The 21,005-nt window shown below is 40.1% G+C and carries 19 protein-coding genes and 1 riboswitch; of the genes, 5 read left to right on the forward strand and 14 right to left on the reverse strand.

Annotated features, from left to right (window positions below; all coding sequences use genetic code 11):
• Positions 1–8: 8 nt before the first annotated feature.
• Genes SALWKB2_RS02910 through SALWKB2_RS02920 form a run of 3 tightly spaced genes read right to left on the reverse strand, consistent with a single transcriptional unit; the run spans position 9 to position 2,743 of the window.
• Entirely contained in the window at positions 9–1,379 is a 1,371-nt protein-coding gene (locus SALWKB2_RS02910; protein ID WP_025330188.1) for a histidine kinase dimerization/phospho-acceptor domain-containing protein, read from the reverse strand.
• Positions 1,376–2,038 (reverse strand): response regulator, encoded by a 663-nt coding sequence (locus tag SALWKB2_RS02915; RefSeq protein WP_025330189.1) that lies wholly within the window; start codon positions 2,036–2,038, stop codon positions 1,376–1,378. The genes SALWKB2_RS02910 and SALWKB2_RS02915 overlap by 4 nt, the downstream gene beginning before the upstream one ends.
• Before the next feature lie 6 nt (positions 2,039–2,044).
• The gene (locus SALWKB2_RS02920; RefSeq protein WP_025330190.1) at positions 2,045–2,743 is read right to left on the reverse strand and encodes a VIT1/CCC1 transporter family protein; all 699 of its coding nucleotides are present in this window, start codon (positions 2,741–2,743) and stop codon (positions 2,045–2,047) included.
• Between the two features lie 145 nt (positions 2,744–2,888).
• Between SALWKB2_RS02920 and SALWKB2_RS02925 the strand changes: the two genes are divergently transcribed.
• Positions 2,889–4,517: a phosphoethanolamine transferase gene (locus SALWKB2_RS02925; protein ID WP_038648701.1), complete on the forward strand. Its 1,629-nt coding sequence runs from the start codon at positions 2,889–2,891 to the stop codon at positions 4,515–4,517.
• A 25-nt stretch (positions 4,518–4,542) separates the two neighbouring features.
• Here SALWKB2_RS02925 and SALWKB2_RS02930 read toward each other — a convergent pair whose 3' ends face one another.
• The 3 genes from SALWKB2_RS02930 to SALWKB2_RS02940 are packed head-to-tail and all read right to left on the reverse strand — an operon-like array spanning position 4,543 to position 10,515.
• Positions 4,543–6,777 carry a DEAD/DEAH box helicase gene (locus SALWKB2_RS02930; protein ID WP_025330192.1) on the reverse strand — a complete coding sequence of 745 codons (2,235 nt, stop codon included), beginning with the start codon at positions 6,775–6,777 and terminating at the stop codon, positions 4,543–4,545.
• Positions 6,777–8,081, reverse strand: a complete 1,305-nt coding sequence (locus SALWKB2_RS02935; RefSeq protein ID WP_025330193.1) for an ATP-binding protein — start codon at positions 8,079–8,081, stop codon at positions 6,777–6,779. The genes SALWKB2_RS02930 and SALWKB2_RS02935 overlap by 1 nt, the downstream gene beginning before the upstream one ends.
• Positions 8,082–8,085: 4 nt before the next feature.
• Positions 8,086–10,515: a tellurite resistance TerB family protein gene (locus tag SALWKB2_RS02940; protein ID WP_051506391.1), complete on the reverse strand. Its 2,430-nt coding sequence runs from the start codon at positions 10,513–10,515 to the stop codon at positions 8,086–8,088.
• A gap of 378 nt (positions 10,516–10,893) precedes the next feature.
• Between SALWKB2_RS02940 and SALWKB2_RS02945 the strand changes: the two genes are divergently transcribed.
• Entirely contained in the window at positions 10,894–11,796 is a 903-nt protein-coding gene (locus tag SALWKB2_RS02945) for a recombination-associated protein RdgC (protein WP_025330195.1), read from the forward strand.
• Positions 11,797–11,885: 89 nt separating this feature from the next.
• Complete coding sequence (gene dcd, locus SALWKB2_RS02950; RefSeq protein WP_025330196.1) at positions 11,886–12,452, forward strand: dCTP deaminase; 567 nt, start codon at positions 11,886–11,888, stop codon at positions 12,450–12,452.
• A 73-nt stretch (positions 12,453–12,525) separates the two neighbouring features.
• On the opposite strand, the gene SALWKB2_RS02955 is transcribed toward dcd, so the two are convergent.
• The 6 genes from SALWKB2_RS02955 to SALWKB2_RS02980 all read right to left on the reverse strand — a co-directional run bounded on the left by SALWKB2_RS02955 (position 12,526) and on the right by SALWKB2_RS02980 (position 18,664).
• The gene (locus SALWKB2_RS02955; protein ID WP_330981653.1) at positions 12,526–12,918 is read right to left on the reverse strand and encodes a DMT family protein; all 393 of its coding nucleotides are present in this window, start codon (positions 12,916–12,918) and stop codon (positions 12,526–12,528) included.
• A 620-nt stretch (positions 12,919–13,538) separates the two neighbouring features.
• Positions 13,539–14,645, reverse strand: coding sequence for a methyltransferase (locus SALWKB2_RS02960; RefSeq protein WP_080690431.1), 1,107 nt, complete (start codon positions 14,643–14,645; stop codon positions 13,539–13,541).
• Between the two features lie 159 nt (positions 14,646–14,804).
• Positions 14,805–15,497 carry a Bax inhibitor-1 family protein gene (locus SALWKB2_RS02965; protein ID WP_025330199.1) on the reverse strand — a complete coding sequence of 231 codons (693 nt, stop codon included), beginning with the start codon at positions 15,495–15,497 and terminating at the stop codon, positions 14,805–14,807.
• Between the two features lie 210 nt (positions 15,498–15,707).
• Positions 15,708–16,322, reverse strand: coding sequence for a 7-carboxy-7-deazaguanine synthase QueE (locus tag SALWKB2_RS02970; RefSeq protein WP_038648707.1), 615 nt, complete (start codon positions 16,320–16,322; stop codon positions 15,708–15,710).
• Positions 16,319–16,747 (reverse strand): 6-carboxytetrahydropterin synthase QueD, encoded by a 429-nt coding sequence (gene queD / locus SALWKB2_RS02975; RefSeq protein ID WP_025330201.1) that lies wholly within the window; start codon positions 16,745–16,747, stop codon positions 16,319–16,321. Before queD ends, SALWKB2_RS02970 begins: the two co-directional genes overlap by 4 nt.
• Before the next feature lie 83 nt (positions 16,748–16,830).
• Positions 16,831–16,876, reverse strand: a riboswitch (PreQ1 riboswitch).
• A gap of 117 nt (positions 16,877–16,993) precedes the next feature.
• On the reverse strand, positions 16,994–18,664 hold the full coding sequence (locus SALWKB2_RS02980; RefSeq protein WP_025330202.1) for an ABC1 kinase family protein: 1,671 nt from the start codon (positions 18,662–18,664) through the stop codon (positions 16,994–16,996).
• Between the two features lie 73 nt (positions 18,665–18,737).
• Between SALWKB2_RS02980 and SALWKB2_RS02985 the strand changes: the two genes are divergently transcribed.
• Both SALWKB2_RS02985 and SALWKB2_RS02990 read left to right on the forward strand, forming a co-directional pair.
• Complete coding sequence (locus SALWKB2_RS02985) at positions 18,738–19,277, forward strand: C40 family peptidase (protein WP_025330203.1); 540 nt, start codon at positions 18,738–18,740, stop codon at positions 19,275–19,277.
• A complete protein-coding gene (locus SALWKB2_RS02990; protein ID WP_025330204.1) occupies positions 19,277–19,492 on the forward strand; it encodes a hypothetical protein in 216 nt (71 codons plus the stop codon). Before SALWKB2_RS02985 ends, SALWKB2_RS02990 begins: the two co-directional genes overlap by 1 nt.
• A gap of 217 nt (positions 19,493–19,709) precedes the next feature.
• Here SALWKB2_RS02990 and SALWKB2_RS02995 read toward each other — a convergent pair whose 3' ends face one another.
• Together SALWKB2_RS02995 and SALWKB2_RS03000 are read right to left on the reverse strand one after the other, a co-directional pair.
• The gene (locus SALWKB2_RS02995; protein WP_025330205.1) at positions 19,710–20,234 is read right to left on the reverse strand and encodes a hypothetical protein; all 525 of its coding nucleotides are present in this window, start codon (positions 20,232–20,234) and stop codon (positions 19,710–19,712) included.
• Positions 20,235–20,374: 140 nt separating this feature from the next.
• On the reverse strand, positions 20,375–21,001 hold the full coding sequence (locus SALWKB2_RS03000) for a BON domain-containing protein (RefSeq protein ID WP_025330206.1): 627 nt from the start codon (positions 20,999–21,001) through the stop codon (positions 20,375–20,377).
• Between the last annotated feature and the right edge of the window lie 4 nt (positions 21,002–21,005).

Here is a 21,005-nt window from a genome sequence, read left to right on the forward strand (position 1 = left end):
TTATTGTATTATGATGCTTTTTGTTGCAGTTTAACCTGGAAATTAATAGTTTCATTTTTATATTTTTTAATCTTTACTATATCTAATTCCATTTGCAGCCAGTGCAGCTGGGCAATACCATCAACAATAGACAGTCCCAAGCCACTGCCACTGCTTTCTTGCCCAGCCGGCCGGAAAAAGCGTTCACGCAGACGTTTCAGGTTTTCCGAGGCAATATCATTACAGGGATTAGTAATGCTGATAGAGTTTGTGTTTAGGGTTAAATTAATAATACTGTGTTCAGGGCTATAGCGAATGGCATTATCAAGCAGATTACGGATAAGAATAGTCAGCAGGGTATGGTCACCGCAAATAGGTAATACTGTCGCCGCATCAGTATTAAATTGCCGCAGGATACGACAGTGGCGTTCACGTGCCAGCAAGCAGACACTCTCTATAGCGTCATTGGTAATATCTGTCCAGTTAACTGCTTCGGTATGGGGTAACTCGGTAAGTGGATCAAGACGGGAAAGAGTAAGAAGCTGATCGACCAGACGGGTAGTGCGGTCGATGCTGTGTTCAATGCTGCGTACACGCTGTTGCTGAGCATCGTTCAGACTAGTAAGTGCCAGCACTTCTGTTTGTACTTTAAGTGCGGCTAACGGGCTGCGCAGTTCATGTGCTGCATCAGCTGTGAAGCGCAGTTCACGTGCACGAGATTGTTCTATACGCTGAAATAAATCATTCAATGCATTGATAATAGGAAGAATTTCGGTAGGTGCAATATTAGAAAGAGGTGTAATACTGTGCGGTTCTCTATGGTACAGAGTTTGTGCCAGTGTCTGAAGTGGCTGTGTACCACGGCGTACGCTCCATGCAATCAGCCATAGTAAAAGCGGCAGAGCAAGTATAGATACTGCCAGTTGAGACCATACTGCACGCAATACAGTTTGCAAACGTTCGTGCATACTGAATGATACGGCTACTTTGAGTTGCTGCTGAGGACTGTTCAAATAAAAAATACGCCATGCATGGCTTTGCCACCAGTATCCCTGATTAATAAATCCCTGATAATCCGGTTGATAGGGAATAGACTGGCCTGTTTCATCGGCATTAATCAGTTTACCTTTATACCAGATGGCGTATCCGGATTCTTTGGCATCAATAAGTCCGCGCTGTGGTTTTGGGATAGATGGCAAAGCGGAATATTGGCTGGAATTGAGGTTGATCGGTGTGTGTAATAATCGCTGTGCCAGCTGACTCATCTGTGTATCACCGGCTTCATTGATTTCATGCATTACCGCCACTGCGCTAATGATGGCTGTCAGAATCCACAGAAGTGGCAGGGTGATACCAAGATAGATAATTAAGCGCCGGCTGATAGCAGTGGTTGGCTTCAAGGTGCCTCTCCGAGCTGATAGCCCAGTCCGCGCCGGGTACGAATAATGGTTGTGCTGATTTTTTTACGTAAATGATGCACGTGTACTTCTATGGCATTGCTCTCGACTTCCTGTTCCCAGCTATACAGTTTATCTTCGATTTGAGCACGGCTGAAAACATGTTGCGGATGAGTGACGAGTAGCTGTAATAACAGCCATTCACGCTGGGTAAGATTAAGTGGTTTGCCATACAGGCAGGCATGACAGGAGTTAAGTTTCAGACTCAGCTGCCCGAAGTTAATTTCGGTCTGACTGATGCCCTGACTGCGACGAATAAGCGCATGCAAACGTGCAATCACTTCATCAAGCGCAAAAGGTTTACATAAATAATCATCAGCACCGGCATTCAGACCGGCAAGTCTGTCGGGCAGGGCATCGCGGGCGGTGAGAATCAAAACTGGTGTGCTGAGATTCTTGCTGCGCCAATGGCTTAAAACGTCCATACCATCTCTTTCCGCCAGACTTAAATCAAGTATTACAGCATCGTATGGTGCTACACTTAATGCCTGTTCTCCAAGGCGGCCGGATGCAAAAATATCACAAGCCATACCATGCTGGCTCAGACCGGCAGTGAGGCCGTCAGCAATGTCTCTGTCATCTTCAAGAATCAGTATACGCATATTTTTTCATATAATGATACCAATAATCCGACCTATCATGCTGGTAAAGGCCAGTGCAAGTGCACCTAATATGACTATTCGGATTACAGCCGGACGTTTGGGAGCTCCGCCCAGATGTGCTGATATGCAGCCCAGAATACCAAGACCGGCTATAGTGGTAACAGACAGTATGCTCATCAGCCATACGGTAGAACTTAACAGAGATAGTAATACTGGTAACAAAGCACCGCAAGCAAAAGACAGTGCGGAAGCCAAAGCTGCCTGAAGCGGATTGGCTTTACTGACTTCGGTGATACCGATTTCCTCACGGGCGTGGGCTTCAAGGGCATTATGTTTGGTTAGCGCTTCGGCAACCTGTTGTGCAAGTGTTTTGTTTAAACCACGCTGACGATAAATATTAGCCAGTTCTTCCAGTTCTATTTCCGGATATCGGATAAGTGAGTCCAGTTCTTTGCGTAAATCAGCTGCTTCTGTATCGCGCTGGCTGGAAACGGAAACATATTCTCCCGCAGCCATAGAGGCGGCACCTGAAACAAGCGCTGCAATACCGGATATAAGCAAGGTATGCTGATCCGGATCGGCTGCTGCCATCCCCATTAGCAGGCTGGCAGTGGAAATCAGTCCATCGTTAGCGCCAAGAACGCTTGCGCGTAACCAATTGTTACGATTAGAAAAATGTTGTTCATCATGCCATGACTGGCTCATTTCGGGCTCCTGATAAGTACAAATTAGTACTTTGCAGACATATTAATTACCGTACCACAATGACGCCGCTTATTGGCATGGTTTACCTTAAGCTTCACTTAAGGCTGTTTTTTTACACTTGCCGCTGTTTAGTTAACAGAGGCTGATGATGCAGTCGAAATGGGTATTAAGCAGCAATCGGGCCATATTATTGCTCAGTATTTATATCTTATTGATCTTTAATATAGGTTTCTGGAGCTATCTGTTTCAGCATGTAACCCTGAAAAATAATGTTATTTTCTGGTTTACCGTGCCTGTTCTGATGCTGGCAGCAATGAATTTTTGTATGCAGTTGTTATTCTGGCCATATTTACACTGGTTGATGGTGCCATTGCTTCTGTTGCTGGGTTCAGCTGTAAGCTATGCAGTGATGATGCAGCATATTTATTTTGATGCCAATATGCTGCAAAACATTATGCAAACTAATATAGGTGAAGCCGGTGCCTGGCTGACACCTCAATTCTGGATGTGGCTGGGCATTACCGGCTTATTGCCGGCGCAGTGGTATTGCTGGGGTGTTAATATTCACTATACAAAACCATGGTATCGTGAATTCGGCAAACGAATTGTTGTCATAATTGCTTCTTTGATTACGGTTTTTACAGTTATTCTGCTTGCGTATGGCAGTTATATTTCTTTTTTCCGAAATAATAAAACTGTGAATCATTTAATAGTGCCCACTAATTTTGTCGGAGCAGCAGTAAAAACAGCTTATAACACATATGATGCTCATCAGCCTTTGCAACGCATAGGAATGGATGCCAGTCATCAGCGTCATGGGAATAAACGGTTATTGATACTGGTGATAGGTGAAACCACGCGCGCTCAGAATTGGGGATTGAATGGTTATCAGCGTCAGACTACGCCAGAGCTTGCTGCTATGGCTAATCAGGTTGTCAATTTCCCTCATGTTAGTTCGTGTGGTACAGCAACTGCTGTGTCTTTACCCTGCCTTTTCTCGAATATGCCACGCCAGCATTATCAGGCTAATCTGGCAAAACATCAGGAAGGGCTGCTGGATGTTTTGCAACGTTCAGGAGTTGCAGTAAGCTGGCGTGATAATGATGGCGGGTGTAAAGGTGTATGTGACCGTATCCGTCATCTGGATGTGCGGGACTGGGCTCCGAATTTGAAATGTAATAGTGATGGTTGTCTGGATGAAAGCCTGTTAATTAATTTACACGGTATGATTACTAATATGCCTAATGATGCTGTACTGGTATTGCATACAATGGGTAGTCATGGTCCCGCTTATTATCAGCGTTATCCTGAGGCATTCCGGCGCTTTACACCGACGTGTGATACGAATCAGATTCAGCAATGTACAAGGGAGCAATTGCGTAATACATATGATAATACGGTGCTGTATACAGACCATATACTGGCAGAAATAATTAAGTTATTACAAAATGAATCCGGTCTGGCCAGTGCGATGTGGTATTTTTCTGATCATGGAGAATCTTTGGGTGAAAACGGTATATATCTGCATGCAACACCCTATGCCATTGCACCGGAAGAGCAAACCCGTGTACCTATGCTGTTCTGGGCAAACCATGATTTTGCCGAAATCAGTAATCTGGATATGAACTGCTTACGCCGGCATGCGCATCAGCAAGAATTTTCACATGATAATATTTTTCATTCAGTATTGGGACTAATGGATGTGAAAACCAGTGAATACCAAACTCAGCTGGATTTATTCGCATCGTGCCGGAAAAATAACTTTAATTATTGATTTGAAAATAATTATTATATGAATATTATGTTTTAGTAATTTCTGGTTTTGTATGAGCAAATTGCTGTAACCATTTTTTTGTTGCTTGTAGATCAAAAGCCTGACGGGCATATTTCATTAATAACAAATGTTTAGGAAGATAAGAGTCAAATTTTTCCTGTTTTTGTTCTGGAACAAGTTGTGCAAGTGCCCAATCTTCACCAAAATCTTCTTCAGCAAGTTGTTTTAATATTTTTTCTACATCTTCAATTGATTTATCATATACTAAAATTATTCCATTATTTATCGCTAGGGTCAGATCTTTCCGATGTAAAAGGGCAAAGAGAGTATTAATAAGTTTGTCTCCTTCCCACGTTAATATATACACTGTGTTATCGTACTGGATTAATCTTTCTGTAGAAAGTTTAAAATATTTAAAAAAACGACAGCTTTCAATAAACAGGTTTTTAGCATTATTATCGGTAAAATCTGCTTTCCCGTTTGCAGCTGATATCCTGAAATCTTCATCACATAATATTTGATACATTTCCTTACGGATAGTTTCATGAATATTTAAACTATTATTTTGAAATGTCGGAGGAACTCCTCCTTTTGTTTTATCAACTAAAATGATTTTATCTGAAATATCAATGCTGATTATTTGCCAGCGCTGGCCAGCAAAAATGATATTTTGTCCTTTTATGAGTATATTCGTGACAGGTATAGATCCTAGCGTTTTGTTTTTGGTTATTACCCGATACTCAAGCGGAGTTTGGAAGACACTATAAAAAGTATAATGGTTAACAAGTTTTTCACCATTTACGCCTAAAATCAGAATATCGTTGTGTGCCTGGCCAATTAATTGCTCTGAACCCATATGTCTGAGTAAACTTTTAAACTGAGATGTGGTAACGTTTTGAAAAGGTCCTTCCTTGCATAATAATTGGTAAAGCTGTTCTATCCGGATACCACCCCATTGAGCAAGTACAGACAAAATTTGATGCAAAAGTGTTGAGAAATGAAGCAAGCCGTTATCGACTGGTTCAAACCAGTTACTGCTGATTAACAGACGTACCATCGCTAAAGCTTGAATTAATTCCAGATGTAATAAATCGATAAAATTAGATGTTTCTGTTTTTTTTGTTCCAGCTATTAACATCCGTAATATTGATGAATTGCCACGTCTGCCACTTCGTCCTACCCGCTGTCGCAAACTAGAAACTGAATGCGGGCTACCTATTTGTATAACCGAATTAACTTTACCAATATCAATTCCTAATTCAAGAGTCATGGTGCAAATTGCAGTAGTAGGAAGTGAACTTTTCTGTAAACGTTGTTCTAAGGATTCCCGAAATGATTTTGCTAAAGAGCCATGATGCGGGAAAAATTCATTCGGCAGATTTTTTTGCTCACACATATCACTCAGGCAAACAGCAATTTTTTCACACTTTGGTCGGCTATTAACAAAAACAAGATTGTTACTACCGCGGCAAAAGCGAAATATGTCCTGACAAATTTGATCTGTAACAGTATTAGTAGTTTTAGAAAAACGATTTTCTATCTCATCCTGTTTAGATTGATCAATATAGCCACGTACTTGTAATTTAAGTGAAGAATGAGCATGGGTTTCGCGAATTATCTGGCAATGGAGTCTTTGATTTGGTCGTAGCGACAGAGGAACACTGTTTAAATCGCCTAATGTAGCACTTAAGGCAATGCGTGGAACTGGTGTTTTTAGCTTGCCTATAAGGTGTTCAGTACGAGTTAGCAATGATAATAATTGTATGCCTCTTTCTTGACCGATAAAAGCATGAAATTCATCAATAATGATATATTGCAATGACTGAAAAGCTTTTCGGAACCAGCCAGAATCATTGAGAAGCATTGATTCTAACGATTCTGGTGTAATTAGCAGAATACCAGAGGGAGATTTTTTAAATTTAGTTTTCTGGTTTGCAGGAATATCTCCGTGCCATGGGGTAAGTTGCATCGACAGCACTTTCGTCAGACTATAAAGGCGACGATACTGGTCATTAATCAATGCCTTTAATGGACTGATATATAAGATACTTACTCCATTTTGTATTTCCATGCATTTACTACAGGCAGGCAAAAATGCAGCTTCTGTTTTGCCTGCAGCTGTTGAGGCACTAATTAGTACATCGGTTTTTCCAGCAAGTATCGGAGCAATAGCAAGTTGCTGAATTTCTCGCAGGCTATTCCAACCTTGCTGGTAAATCCACTTCTTTACTTTTTGGTTTAGTAAATGATAGCTTTGCATTACAGTCTGAAATCTGTCAGATTATCATCATTTTCAATTTCTATTTCCATATCAGAGTTTTTTTCTTCTTCTATTTTGAGTGATTCAAGTAGTTGCTGCCATGAAATCTCTGGATGTTGTTCTATAACGGTAAGCATATCCAAAAATGCCTTAATAGTGTTACGTGGCGTTTTGAAATAGGCTTCTCCGATGGTTTGGTTACAATGAATCAGAAATGCCGTTAAAGAATCATCTGGGACAAGGTATTTAGTACTGTCTCCTGAGGCATAAATATGCCGAAGATTTTTTAGTAAAATATATAATTCTTCAGGGGAAAGACAGGCTAAATGTAATGCTGGGGATGAGTAATCGATTACGTCTGCTTGTTTAGCAAAATTATTTTCTGCAAGTCTTGTTTGCAATGCTTCATAACTATATAAGCCTTTGTAAGGATCAAGCAGAAATTCAGGTGTTCCACCTAATAAGAAGCCAATATATTCAGCATTTCCCTGTAAGCAATCATTTAATATGCGTAGTATTTGCTCATAATTAGATTTTCTGGCCTGTGTATTGCTTAGCTTATATAAATTTACCATTTCGTCCAGATTAACCAATAATCCGCTATAACCAGCCTGTCGTACAAATAGACTCATTATTTTTAAAGCATCGTAAAAAAAAGCGTCGGAAATAATGGTCCTCACCCCTAAATCATTGCGGGCATCGGTTTTGGTGCTGTATTCTGCTCTTAACCATTTAATCGCACAAGCTTTTAAATGTTCATTATCCTCTTCGCTTGCTTTCCAATATATTTCAATAACTTTGGCAAAATCATAACCTCCAACCATTTCAGATATGGCTGTGAGTCTTTTATGAATAACTTTCTCTACACTGTAGTCGTTGCTTTCTGCTTCTTTCTGAACTTGGGTAATGAATTTTTCTACAACACTGGTCAGGGCGTTTCCATCAGGTTTATTACGTGTAGACATATTTTTCATTAATTCTGAGTAGAGATTTTTGGCCTGACCACCAGTAGCATGCAGGCGTCTGTCTGGAGATAAATCTGCATGTAATGTTACAAATTTCCGTTCCAGTGCAATTGCTCTTACTACACTCATAAAAAAAGTTTTGCCTGAACCATAGTCACCAATAATCAGCCTGAAAGCAGCTCCTCCATCTTCTATACGCTGGATATCTTGTATCATGGCTTTTAATTCATTAACTCTTCCCACCTGTATATACTGAATACCGATTTTCGGGGTAACACCTGCTTTCAGGGATTGAATAATTGCATCTCTTTCTTTTGCTCTGATTTTTTTTTCTGTCATCATTTTATCCTTGTAATTCAGTTAATATTTCAAAATCTATATAAATATCATTATTTTCTTCTATAAGTGGTGCATCTACACATTCATAGGCCCATTCGTTTATGGTTTCAATTGCACCGTCGGGCAATAAATTAAATTTTTTGCATAATTCAATATATTCATCACGCTTCCAATGTTCTCTTGTAATCAAAATGTTTAAGAACTGTTGATGAGTGCTATCAAGATTCTGGTTATCCGGCAATTCAGGCTGAGGTACTGTCGGTTCTTCTTCAATATCAGTAAATATAGAGCTTAGTAACGATTGCACATCACTGGTTTCGCTTTCATGCAGTTTAAGAATAGCCGAGTCAAGGATAATATTGCTTTTTTTATCTGTATCAGTTTTATTATTTTCTGATGCTGCTAATGGTTGTTTTTGCAGAGCTTTGTTGGAGGATGCTGATAGTGTGTGAATGTCATTGACTACGGTAAATTTGTCTAACCCTAAAGCAGTGTATAATTTTTCAATCTGTTTGATTTCAGCAGGTGCTGCATCACCGTCTGCCAGAGCAATGGAAATGAGCAGATGACTAATAATTTTTCTTTGGTTGGAATCAAGTTTTGCTATTTTATCTCTTAAACCTTGCATGCCATGAGTATTATTCAAACACGATAATAAAAAAAGTTGTAAATACTGTTTTTCTGTATCTTGTAAATTTTGATTAGAATCTATAAAACGTTTTAGTAATTCTTTTTCTTTCTCATGAATGAAACCATCAATATTTGCTACGATTACGCCTAGTCTTATTAATAGCTCAGTATATCGAAACTCTGCACTGGGCTGAAAATTCACTAAATCCGGAGAATCATGTAGTACAATTTTATCTTCAGGATTGATTTTAATTGTTTGAATGCGGCTGTCAGGTATTATAGTTAAACCAAATTTGTTTGCCATCCGCTGCATCAGCTCATTTTCTTTTTTATTAATTGCTTTTGGTAATTCGGTATTGATATTTTTCCAAAAATCCTTTACCGAAGCCAAACCGCTCTGCTCCAGCAAGACATGATTGACCCATGCTCTGAACTGTTTAATTACAGCAGAATCATTTTTATTAAACAGTTCTGCCGGCAACAAAGTTAGGGCAGTAATATCGTTACGGGAAGAATTTTCTCTTGCTAAGTAACGGCTGTATTCACCCAGTAAATTTGTACATAGTTCCGCTATTGCAATCAAGCTTTTTAAAGGTTTTGTTAATATGCTTGGGTCTGGTAAATTGGGATTATCCCATTGGCAAAAACCAATGGAGCGATTTGCAGCCTGATAGTCGATTTTTAATCTTGTCTTATTAGGTTTAATCAGGATACCCGCAGGAAAATGTTTATTAAATTTCAGAAAAAAAAGCTGTCGAAACTCCTCTTTACAGCGTCGTGCAGCTGTTCTGAAATAATATTCAGGAGTGTAATCTAACCAGTCTAACGCTAAGCTTGCCTTTACAGGTTTTTCATTTTTTACTGTTACAGCCAGTATCAGTTTAAAAAATAATTCATTTGAAAATTGGAATAATTCATTTTTCAGCTGTTTGGTAATAGCTGGACGTAAATAGATCATTAATGCCAGTAAATTGCCCGAATAATTATTAAAAGAATAATTACTGTCATAAATTTTTCGTAAACGTATTATTTCATAAAATATCTCAAAATATTCTTTTATATCAATTAAATGAATAGAGTTTTTATTGGCAATGATGCGACGTTCCAAACCATAAAAATATAGGAAAACATAGCCTATAGGCATATTGGGATGAGAACGATCAGATGCCAGCCAATCTAAATATATCCCGCGACATTGAGGAGAAAGTTCTGAATAGCTTGGCCAATAGCATAATGTAGCATCAGTATAGAATTCAGTCTCATTTTCAATTTCAACTGGTTTAGACACAGGTAAAGCAGGATCAATCAAACTATCTTCACTACTGTATCCGTTTAATCCCATTAATTTACTGCCGTAGAAAATAAATCCTTTGTTCAATTCCCGGTTTTGAATGGTAATTGAACTATCCTGCGGGAGCCAGCGTCCGTCTTCGATATCCTGAATTTCTGATTTTTTTGAATAATTATCGGAGGTAATTGTAAAAGTTACCAGTTCATCATCTTCATTTTTATTAACTGATTGTTTATCATTATTATATTGAGTCGATAACTCGATAATAACTGAATTGATATTATTTTGAGAATAGGGTTGTTGCGTGTTGCTATCATATTCTGATTTTTCAGATTCTGTTTCTACAGACAAAATATTATCTTGATGAGGTTTGGCTATTTGCGAAGCCGAGCTTTTCTGAATACGATTGCGTGATGTTGGAGCTGGTGGTTTTTGCTTTTTATTGGAAAAGATGATTATTAATGAAAAAAAAATTGCTATACAAGTAAAAATCACCATTTTATAAAATGCCATTCCACTTTAATTCAATGTTAAAAACATATAGAAATAGTTAACAAACAAAAGCTGACTGCCTAATACACATTTTATGTAAATATATTTTTAGATATTACGACCATATATATATTTAAGCCAAGTTATTTGGCTTTTTTTAATTTGAAATGGAATAATTTATTAGTTTGTGTTGTTTTATGTACAATAAATTTGATGTGTATAAAGCTATTGAGATGATTAACTAGGTCAATTCTTATACTATATTAATATTTTTGAAGAAATTAACTTGGTTATTTATTTGAGCAATTATTATTTTTATTAAGTTGTATAGATAACGCACTTAGGTTCAAGCTGCCGTATAATCACTCATTTCCTAGTTGGCTGTGAAAGAAATTACGCATGTGGTTTAAGCAATTAAGTATTTATCCGCTCAATAAAGACAATCTGCCGAATTTAGAAACTTTGGTTGATAAGCTGACCGAAGCTCAGTTTAAGCCGTGTATGGGATTGGATTGGGACAGTATTGGTTTTGCCAGTCCTGTATCGTTTAGCCCTGAGATGGTATTTCCGGCACAGAATACATGGCGCATTGCGCTCAAAAAAGAAGAAAAAGTATTACCGGCAGCCGTGGTGCGCGATATTCTTGACGAAAAAATTAATGAGATTCGTGAAGCTGAAGGGCGGAATGTCGGGCGTAAGGAGAAGATGGAGCTGAAAGAAACCATCACCGATGATTTGTTACCGCGTGCTTTTACTAAAAGTGGTAAAACAGAAGCCATTATTGATACTCAGCGCGGCTTATTAATGATTAATCAGGCCAATGCCAATCGTGCTGAAATGCTGCTTACGAAATTACGTGAGGCACTGGGCGGACTGGAAGCGAAGCTGCCACGCACTCAGCAGTCGCCTGGCAGTCTGATGACGGAATGGCTGTTAAGAGGAGATGCGGCCGGTCATTTTGAACTGGACTGTGATTGTGAACTCAAAGGATTAGGTGATGCTGCACCTGTAGTTCGTATCAGCCATCAGGATTTAACCGCAGAGGAAGTGGTTAATCTGGTCAAAAATGGTAAGGTTGTTACTCAGTTGGGGTTATGCTGGCAGGACAGAGTACGTTTTGTGCTGACGCAGGATTTTACTCTTAAACGTATTCAGTTTCTGGATGTGATTCAGGAGGAAGCTGCAGGGCAGGGAGACGATATGCAAAGTATAACCTTTGCATCACAAATACTGATGGCAGAAGCCTTAGGCGATCTGCTTGCTGAGCTGGTGCATCATTTGGGCGGTTGGTTACCGGAATAATGGCTTTAAACGGCGTAAATAGTCGCAATTTGCCTGCAACTATGGCATTGGCTTCGGTATAATGCGCTAAATTTATTAAGGATACTGTCATGAGTATTAAGTCAGACAAATGGATACGCCGTATGAGTGAAGAGCACGGCATGATTGAACCGTTTGAACCTAATCAGATTAAGCAGTTAAACGGTGAAAAAATCATTTCCTATGGTACTTCCAGCTATGGCTACGATATTCGCTGTGCACGCGAATTCAAGATTTTTACTAATATCAACAGTACTATTGTAGACCCGAAAAATTTTGATACGCGTAATTTTGTAACTGTTGAAGACGACTTTTGCATCATTCCGCCTAATTCGTTTGCTTTGGCACGTACTGTGGAATATTTCCGTATCCCGCGCAATGTTCTGACTGTTTGTCTGGGTAAATCCACTTATGCACGTTGCGGTATTATCGTTAATGTCACGCCATTTGAACCTGAATGGGAAGGCTATGTAACTCTGGAATTTTCCAATACCACGCCATTACCGGCAAAGATTTATGCTAATGAAGGGGTGGCACAGGTATTGTTTTTTGAAAGTGATGAAGAGTGCGCTACTTCTTATAAGGATCGTGCCGGTAAATATATGGGGCAGACGGGCGTAACTTTACCTAAAGCTTGATATAAGTCTGTGTTTGAAAAAGGACGCAATTGCGTCCTTAAAAATCGGGATGTTCAGGTGGTGGTTTTACAGATTAGCGTTTAAAAGCAAAATACACTGCACCAAGAATAAAGCCGAAGCTGATTAAATAGTTAAGTCTGAACTCATCCTTTAAATAAAGAATCGCAAACAGAGTAAATACGACCAGTGTCACTACTTCCTGAATAATCTTCAGTTGAAATGGTTTAATCCCCCAATGTGCTCCCAGATGATTGGCAGGCACTGCAAGACAATATTCAAATAGAGCAATTCCCCAACTAATCAAAATAATCCGCCAGAGCGGAAATTGGTAATTATTGGGTTTAATATGCCAGTACCATGCAGTAGTCATGACCAGGTTGGATGCTGTGAGCAAACAAATAACAATTAAGTAATGCATAATGATGTGATGTATATAAATTGATGATCTCTTAATAAGATAAATCATACAATGAAGAAATGGTTTTGTTCATATACTCGGAATGAAAAATATATCTTACTGCAATCAATGTTTTATTCAAAGATAAATAGCAGGAAGTAATAGAAATGTAATAAGTAATTAATACAAAATTTTATATGTTTTATTGATATATATTTAAGCTTTGAATTCAGTTGTATATTTATACTTAATATTAAGTATATCTGTAATTATCTGGAACTGTATTTAGATAGTTTAAGTAAAAGGTTTACTGTATCTGCGGGTAAAGAGTACAGATAGTGTTTTGAGTAATAAAAATGATGAAGCAGATATTGATTAAGGAAGAAGGTTTTTTGCAATATGTGTCTGGATTAGTAATTAAAATATATGCTTTTCAACTGAATTTCTTACAAACTGAAATTAATTTCAATTTGGCGCCAGGCAATGGTGATATATCTGAAAAAGATATTTATGACTTGTAATTCTAAATAAATCAATAATTTTTGTGTTAAGGGTGAGCTGGATTCTGGAAGTGGTTTCCGGTGATATTAAGTTTACTAAATTATAGCTTATGTCTGTGAATGGATTTTTTGTTTGTATGTACGATGAAGAATAAAACAGGTGTTTGCATAGTAATGCAAACACCTGTTTTATTGAATGCCTAATTGCCACAAAGAAGTGATTTCACGATTACGGGCATAGGAAAGTGGATGATGTTGTTCCCGGGCTTTTTGATGCGTGGGTTGAGTATCGATTTTATGAATAATTTTTAACCCTGCTGCTTCTATCCATTGATGTAAGGCTTCTGAGGGGCGTAAGCCCAGATGTTCAGCTATATCGGACATAATCAGCCATACCTGCCCGTTTGCTGAGAGGTGGTTTCTGATATTTTCCAGAAATGTTTTCAACATTTGATGGTTGGGGTCATAGAGTGCGGTTTCTATATCGCTGCTTGGTTTTGCGGGTAACCATGGAGGATTGCAGACAATAAGATCGGCCTTGCCCTCAGGAAACAGGCTGGTATGCTGAATATGAATTTGTTTATTTAAACCCAGACGCTCTATATTTGCTTGTGCGCATACAATGGCGCGCGGGTTATTATCTGTTGCAATGATTTCAGGTATTCCACGCTGTGCGAGTATAGCTGCCAGTACGCCACTGCCGGTTCCGATGTCCCATGCTGTCTGACAGGCAGAGGGAAGTGCTGCATGGGCAACCAGTTCAAGATATTCACCGCGTACGGGCGAAAATACACCGTAAGGAACATGGATTTTTTGTCCTTGCAATGCAGGAATGGAAACACCGGTTTTATGCCACTCATAAGCGCCAATATAGCCTAATAACAGATGCAATGGCAGAAGTAGGGCGTTCTGATTGGGTTTGCCGAATACGTCGTTCAGAGCAGCTGCAATGTCTGGTGCGCGACTATTGTTAAGTATGCCCTGAGGTTGAATCTCTACTAATAGAAGCTGGAACAGGCGGCTGTGCTGAGCCTGTTGCAAACGATGTTTATGAAAATCAGTATGAATACGGGCTTTACTGCGAACACGTTTTTTAATCGCAGCCAGTAGTTGTTTACCCTGATGATAATCACCGCGCCAGAGCAATGCAGTATGCTGACGCATGAGTTGAATCGCCTGTTCAGCGCTGATCTGAGTGATAGCCTGAATGTGTTTCGGAGCGGGATGGCGGCTGTCGCCTCCCCAGTCTGCCTGCATGTTTTGTGCGTTTTCTGTCCAGTGAATGGTTTCGTTCATGTTGGTTTGTTATATAAAAGGCATTATATAAGAGAATAATATGTTAAACGGGGTTGCAGGTAAATAATATGGCTATGGATTGGGTGTACATGATTTTGCAGAAATAAAAACTGCCTGAACTTAACAGATGTTCAGGCAGTTTTGTAGTTGGTATGTATTTTAGCGGTTATCCATTATAGCCAGCAGAATTTGTATCAGACTGGTAAAGATATTGTACAAAGAGACAAACAGAGTGAGTGCTGCACTGGTTGCACTGTCTTCACCACCGGCAATAACTGTACGGATTTGCCACATAATCATCAGTGAACTGAAAATGACAAAACCGGCTGCAATAGTGAGTGACAAAACCGGTAAATGCATAAACATATTCAGAATCATACCGATAATTAAAACAACTGCTCCAACGACCAGAAACTGACCAATACCTTTCATTTCAGATTTGGAACGATGAGCAATTGTTGCCATGGTAAAAAATACGGCCGCTGTCATTAATGCTGCCATACCTACAATTTGTGATCCGACAGCAGAAGCCACAGCAAGTTGTAAAAGCGGAGAGATGAAAAATCCGATAACAAAAGTAAAAACCATTAACAAGGCTATACCCAGATTGTTATAACGGTTTTTTTCAATTGCAAACATCAGCCCGTAAGCGAGAATAAAAAACGCTACAACTGATAGCCATGAATTGCTAAACAGAGCATAGAAATTTATATAATTACCTGCGTAAGCACCTGCAGCACAGGGCAGGAAAGAAAGTCCGAGCAGGCTGTAGGCTTTGCGCAGAACAACGGTTTGCTGGTTGTCCCCTGCCTGACCCAGCTGGGTAAAATCGTAAGTGTTACGAGATTTCATGAATAATATTCTCCGTGATTTTGTCAGTAAATAATTTCTCTGGTTAATTATATTGTAACAATTGTTGGCGAAATGTGCACAATAATGATGAATTGTTACAATAAAAATGTTGATTTTAATTTTTAAATATATTTTCTAATAATATTAGGCTGATTTGGATTTTTTCAAGGATTTTGAATCGCCGGCAGAATACATAAATGAGCAGAAATATTATTCTATATTGGCCAGTTTGTGTGTCTGAATGCTTAGCAACCATTTATTATTATGGCGGTTTTGATTCAGTCTGCCGAGATATTGTAATGTAGTAAGCATATTGAACTGGTTGTTTTGTTCGCAGGGTGAAAGAAAATAGTGTCTGGCCTGAATCTGTTGTTCTATGTTCTGGCAGAAGGTAAGAAAATCCGGATGGTTTTCAACTACGATGCGTACTTCGTCAGCCTGGCGCTGTAGTGGAAACGGATATTGTTGCCGGTAATGAAACTTCGGGCTCAGGGCTATATAGTCGATAAGCGGGTCTACTGTGCCCAAACCATTGCTTTCGATGGCAAGATAATAATTTTCCTGTTTAAGTGCGCGTAAAAGTAAGGGCAGTTTTTTGTTGATAGTAGGTTCGCCGCCAGTAATGATAATGTTTTTACTCTGAAACTGACTGACGGTATTGAGGATGTGCTCCAGACTCATACTTTGGTAATTCATGAAGTCAGTATCGCACCAGGGACATTTGAGGTTACAGGCTGCCAGACGGATGAAAATAGCAGGCATACCGGTATTGTAGCCTTCGCCCTGCAGGGATTCGAAGATTTCGACAATATTAAACTGGATCATGAGCTGGTATTCTGATATTCGCAATAGGAAGTAGGGGTTTCCCATAGGGTAATTTTGGATACTGGCAGATGAGCCGTAAGCTTGTTGAAGATAAACTGGCTCATGCTTTCAGCAGTAGTGCGACAGGGAAAGGCAAATACTTTTCGCTCCATTTGGCGAAGGAGGGCTGCGATTTTACATTCGTTGCTATTCGTTTCATCATACAAATAGGCATGATCCAGCAGGCTGATAATATGCTGGTTAATGATTTTTTTGATGTCGGAAAAGTCCATAACCATTTCTTTGCTGGATCCTTGCTGATGTAGCTGGTCGCTTACTTCGACAATCAGGCGATAGGTGTGTCCGTGCAGGTTATGACATTTGCCCTGATGCCCGTCCAGCATATGGCAGGCATCAAACTGGAATTCTTTGGCGATTTTAAACATATTTTCTGTCTAAAAGCCAAAGAAGAAAGATTTATCATTAAGAGAAGATGATATTGCAGAATACAGTTGATACATGTGTAGCAGGGCTCCTAGTTTTTTTTCGTGGGATGGATTGCGAACCACGTGGTTATTCAGTTTTCAATAACACATTTGCTGTGTGAAGGGATTTCTATTACTTCAAGTATATATTTTAATGGTATCAGCTGTTTTCTTACAAGGGTAACTGTGAGTAACTGCGGGATTGATTCAGTGTCGTCCTGAGCGCCAGATTGACCAGATTACCCAGAGGCTGTTGCTGAATGCCAGTAAATAGCCAATCAGTCCGAAAAACGACAGGCCGAATATTTTCGGACCGGAATTAATACTCATAACAATAGATGAGCCAATGATAAGTGCCGCTGTAACAATTCCCATTGTCAGGCGATTAACAACTTTATCCAGCTGGTTGTTAAATTTATCGATGTGCTGAATGTTCAGGTTAACAGGGAGCTGTCCGTGCCGGATGCGTTTACTTAGACGTAATAGATTTTGGGGTAGTGTATCTATTAACTGAGCTAAAAGATGTAACTGTATTTTATTGTGGCGCCAGATTGACTGGATGTTAAAGCGATTGCGCAGTACGTTTTTGATGGTGTTTCGTGCATGATTTAACAGTTCAAAGTCGCCGTCTATTTTTTTTATAACGCCATCAAGGGTAATCAGGCATTTGAACAGGATAATCAGATCCGCAGGCAGGGTGAGACCATGTTCACGAATAATATGGGTAATATCGTTAATTATCTGACTGATACGCAGTTCTTTACTATTGAGCTGCTCATAATTATTCAGCATTTCCAATACATCTGTTCCGAGCTGGTCTTCGTTAATAATTTCTCCCTGCGCCCAGTTGGACAGAACATATTGCAGTGCAAACTGGTCGTGTTCCAGCAGTGCATGAATCAGAGTGATGATTTCCTGATGGCGCTGCTGGCTTAGCCGGCCGACAAGTCCGAAATCAATTAAGGTGATTCGTCCATCATTTCGTACTAAAATATTACCCGGATGCGGGTCTGCGTGAAATAAACCATGCTGTAATATCATATCAAGAATGGTATCGACCAGTGTGGCTGCAAGATTTTTTCGCTGCTGCTTGTCCCAGCCGGTGAAATCAAGATTTTTAAGTAAAGTATCGTCAATATATTCTTGTACTAATATTTGCCGGTTAGAATATGCCGCATAAGTTTGTGGTATATGGATTTGCTGCTGATGGTTGTAAAGACGGGAAAAATGTTGCATATTGCGACGTTCGGCAGACAAATCTGTTTCTTTTTCGAGTGAACGGGCAAAATATTGCACCATTTGTACCGGATAGTAACGTCTGGACTCGGGTATTTCCGATTCAAGCAGTTGTGCTATGTGGTTAAGAATACGCAGATCAGCTGCTACGGTTGACTCAATACCCGGGCGTTTAACTTTAATGGCGACCTGTTCTCCGCTGATAAGTGTGGCGCGGTGAACCTGTGCTATGGATGCGCTGCCGACAGGCTGAGCTTCTATATTACTGAAAATGCTTTCCAGTGGCTGGTTAAGCTGAGCCTGAATAATATTTCTGATGTCTGGAATCGGAAGAGGATGTGTGTTGTTTTGCAGATGGGCAAATTCCTCTGTCCATTCTTCTCCGAAGACATCGGTACGGGTAGCCAATATTTGTCCGAGTTTGATGAATGTTGGTCCGAGCTCTTCAAAGGCGAGCCGCACTCGTTTTGGTGTGCTCAGGTAGTGCTGGTGATTCTGGCCTGATGGGTCGGAGTGTTTGTACCAGCGTCTTGGTAATTTGATACGAACAAGAAATTCACCCAGACCATGTCTGGCCAGAATGGTGATAATTTCGCGCATACGCGCCCAATCGCTGATATGGGATGAGCTGGGTGAATACATATGATGATGTCCCGAACAATTGCTATTTACAGGATAGCAGAATTGTTTGATGAACTGATGGAATAATGTTGGCATGAAGTGGATAAAAACATTAATGAAGACGGCAACGGTATGCTTGTGTGCCAATTTCATTCTGATTTCGCCGGTAATGGCGGCGCCGGATGAAGGTCTGGATAATGCAGCGCTGGAGCGTTTGATTCGTGACAGGACTGCTACACCGGCTGTGCGTACAGGTGATGACGCCAGTGACCTGATTATGAACGCAATGGGACTGCTTGGTGTTGCCTATCATTTTGGCGGAAATTCACCCACAAGCGGACTGGATTGCAGTGGTTTTATGCAATATATCTTTCGGCGCAGTATGGGTGTTACTTTGCCGCGCAGTTCACGGCAGATGGCTACGGTAGGTGAAGCAGTCAGCCGAACCAGTTTGCAGCCGGGGGATCTGGTATTTTTTAGTCCGGGTGGTGGTGGAATTTCCCATGTTGGTATGTATATCGGTAATGGCCGGATGATCCATGCGCCGCGTACGGGTAAGAATATTGAAATTACCAGTATTGAACAGGGTTATTGGTCTCGTGCTTTTGTGACTGCGCGCAGGGTGAAACACTGATGAAACCTTTACCACCGATGCCGAAGTGGGTAGATGATGCGGGCAATGTGGTCTCTTGCACTGAAAAAATTAAGGTGATGCAGCAAAATATGCAGGAGATCTATGAGCTGGCACAGGAAGCTTTTGAAGACGGACTACTGATGGGGTGTCAGGAAAAGCAGTTACGCGCTTATCTGAGCGAACTGATGAACGCAGTGGAGAACCCCTATCAATAATGTATTGATAGTGTGTACTGCTTAAGCACTCATCGAACTTCATCTATCAAAATTCTGAATATTTGGTTATGTATGCTAATTTGTTGCGTACATAGCAATGGTTTTCTGCTGCCTTTAAAATGATTAAATACAACTATGAAATTTTGTCAGGGTCACCAGTTGGCCATAAATAACGCCCATCATCAGGATGGGCGTTATTGTTGCTGTGAATATTGGTTTAAAACAGATTATCCAGCGGTTTGCCGTTATTTCCGTTTGCTGCGGGTTTTGGTTTTGTTGTCGGAGCGGTATTAACAGGAGTTTCAGAGTTATTTTCTCTATTAGTGGCAGCTGGTACATTTGTGGGCGTAATAGGTCGAATTTCTTGTGTATTTTCCGGGGTGGCTCTGTCTCTGGTATTAGCTCTGCCGGTAGTAGCAGGTAGAGCAGGTTCGGAAGCAGTATCAGGTTCTGTACTCTCTGAAGCAGCTATAGCAGGATTGGGTGAAAATACTGGTGTTGGAACATTACTGCCTGTTACCGGTGCACCGGTCGGGGTCAGTACTTCAAAGCTTGCCTGCGAGGCGAACTCTGTGGTTTCAGAGGTTGAATTCAGAACTTGCCATGCGTGAAAAACAAACCAAACAACAAATATGGCCAGAATCAGAAATAAAGTCAGTAGAATTTTGGTGAATGTACTCAGACCAGTTTTAACCGCTTTTTTTTTGTTTTTTGTTTCCGGTGCGGTAGGTTTAGTGCTCATGATAGGTAATCCTTCAGGGATATCGTTGCGTATAATATCGTTATTATACGCAAAATTTTGTTTACGCTAATCAGGTACTGGCAATTTACTGCTTCGATAAGTTTGGTCTATATGGTTGTATCGCAGCAGAATGTCGGTTATCAGGGATTGGCCGGTGTACTCTTCGGAGTATTTTCAAAGGTTTGATACAAAGTAATAACTTTCTGAACACCAGACGTTGTACTGATGGCCGTTGTAGCGGCCTGTTGTTCATCTGGTGTCAGAATACCCATTACATAGGTGACGCCATTATAAGTAACTACTTTGACGTGATTTGCCGATACGCCTTTGGTATTTAGCAGATTGGAACGTATCTTTGAGGTAACCCAGGTATCATCTGTAACATGACTTAATTTACGATTCTGAGTGGCAATATCAATGTAGTTATAGATTTTTTGTGCCGCAGGCTGGGCACGGGCAACTCGCTCTACCAGATTTTTATCATTTTCACTGGCTACTAAGCCAAGCAGTAATATCTGTCGGTTGTAGCTGATAACGGAGAGTGTAGGCTGGAATTTACTTTCCTGTGCCTGACTATTCAGGTATGAGATAGCACCATCATGAATCCGAACTTCCATTATTTTGTCATCTGCCTGTGCGCCAGTAGTACGTCGGTCGATAACTGAAAGCGTACCAACAGTGGCACCACCTACCAGAACAGCCGGACAGCCGGTCAGGGTAGTGGTCAGGCAAAGTCCCAATGCCAGAGCAGAAAGATATTTTTTCATGAAA

It is taken from the genome of Snodgrassella alvi wkB2 (assembly GCF_000600005.1).
GTDB classification, from domain to species: domain Bacteria; phylum Pseudomonadota; class Gammaproteobacteria; order Burkholderiales; family Neisseriaceae; genus Snodgrassella; species Snodgrassella alvi.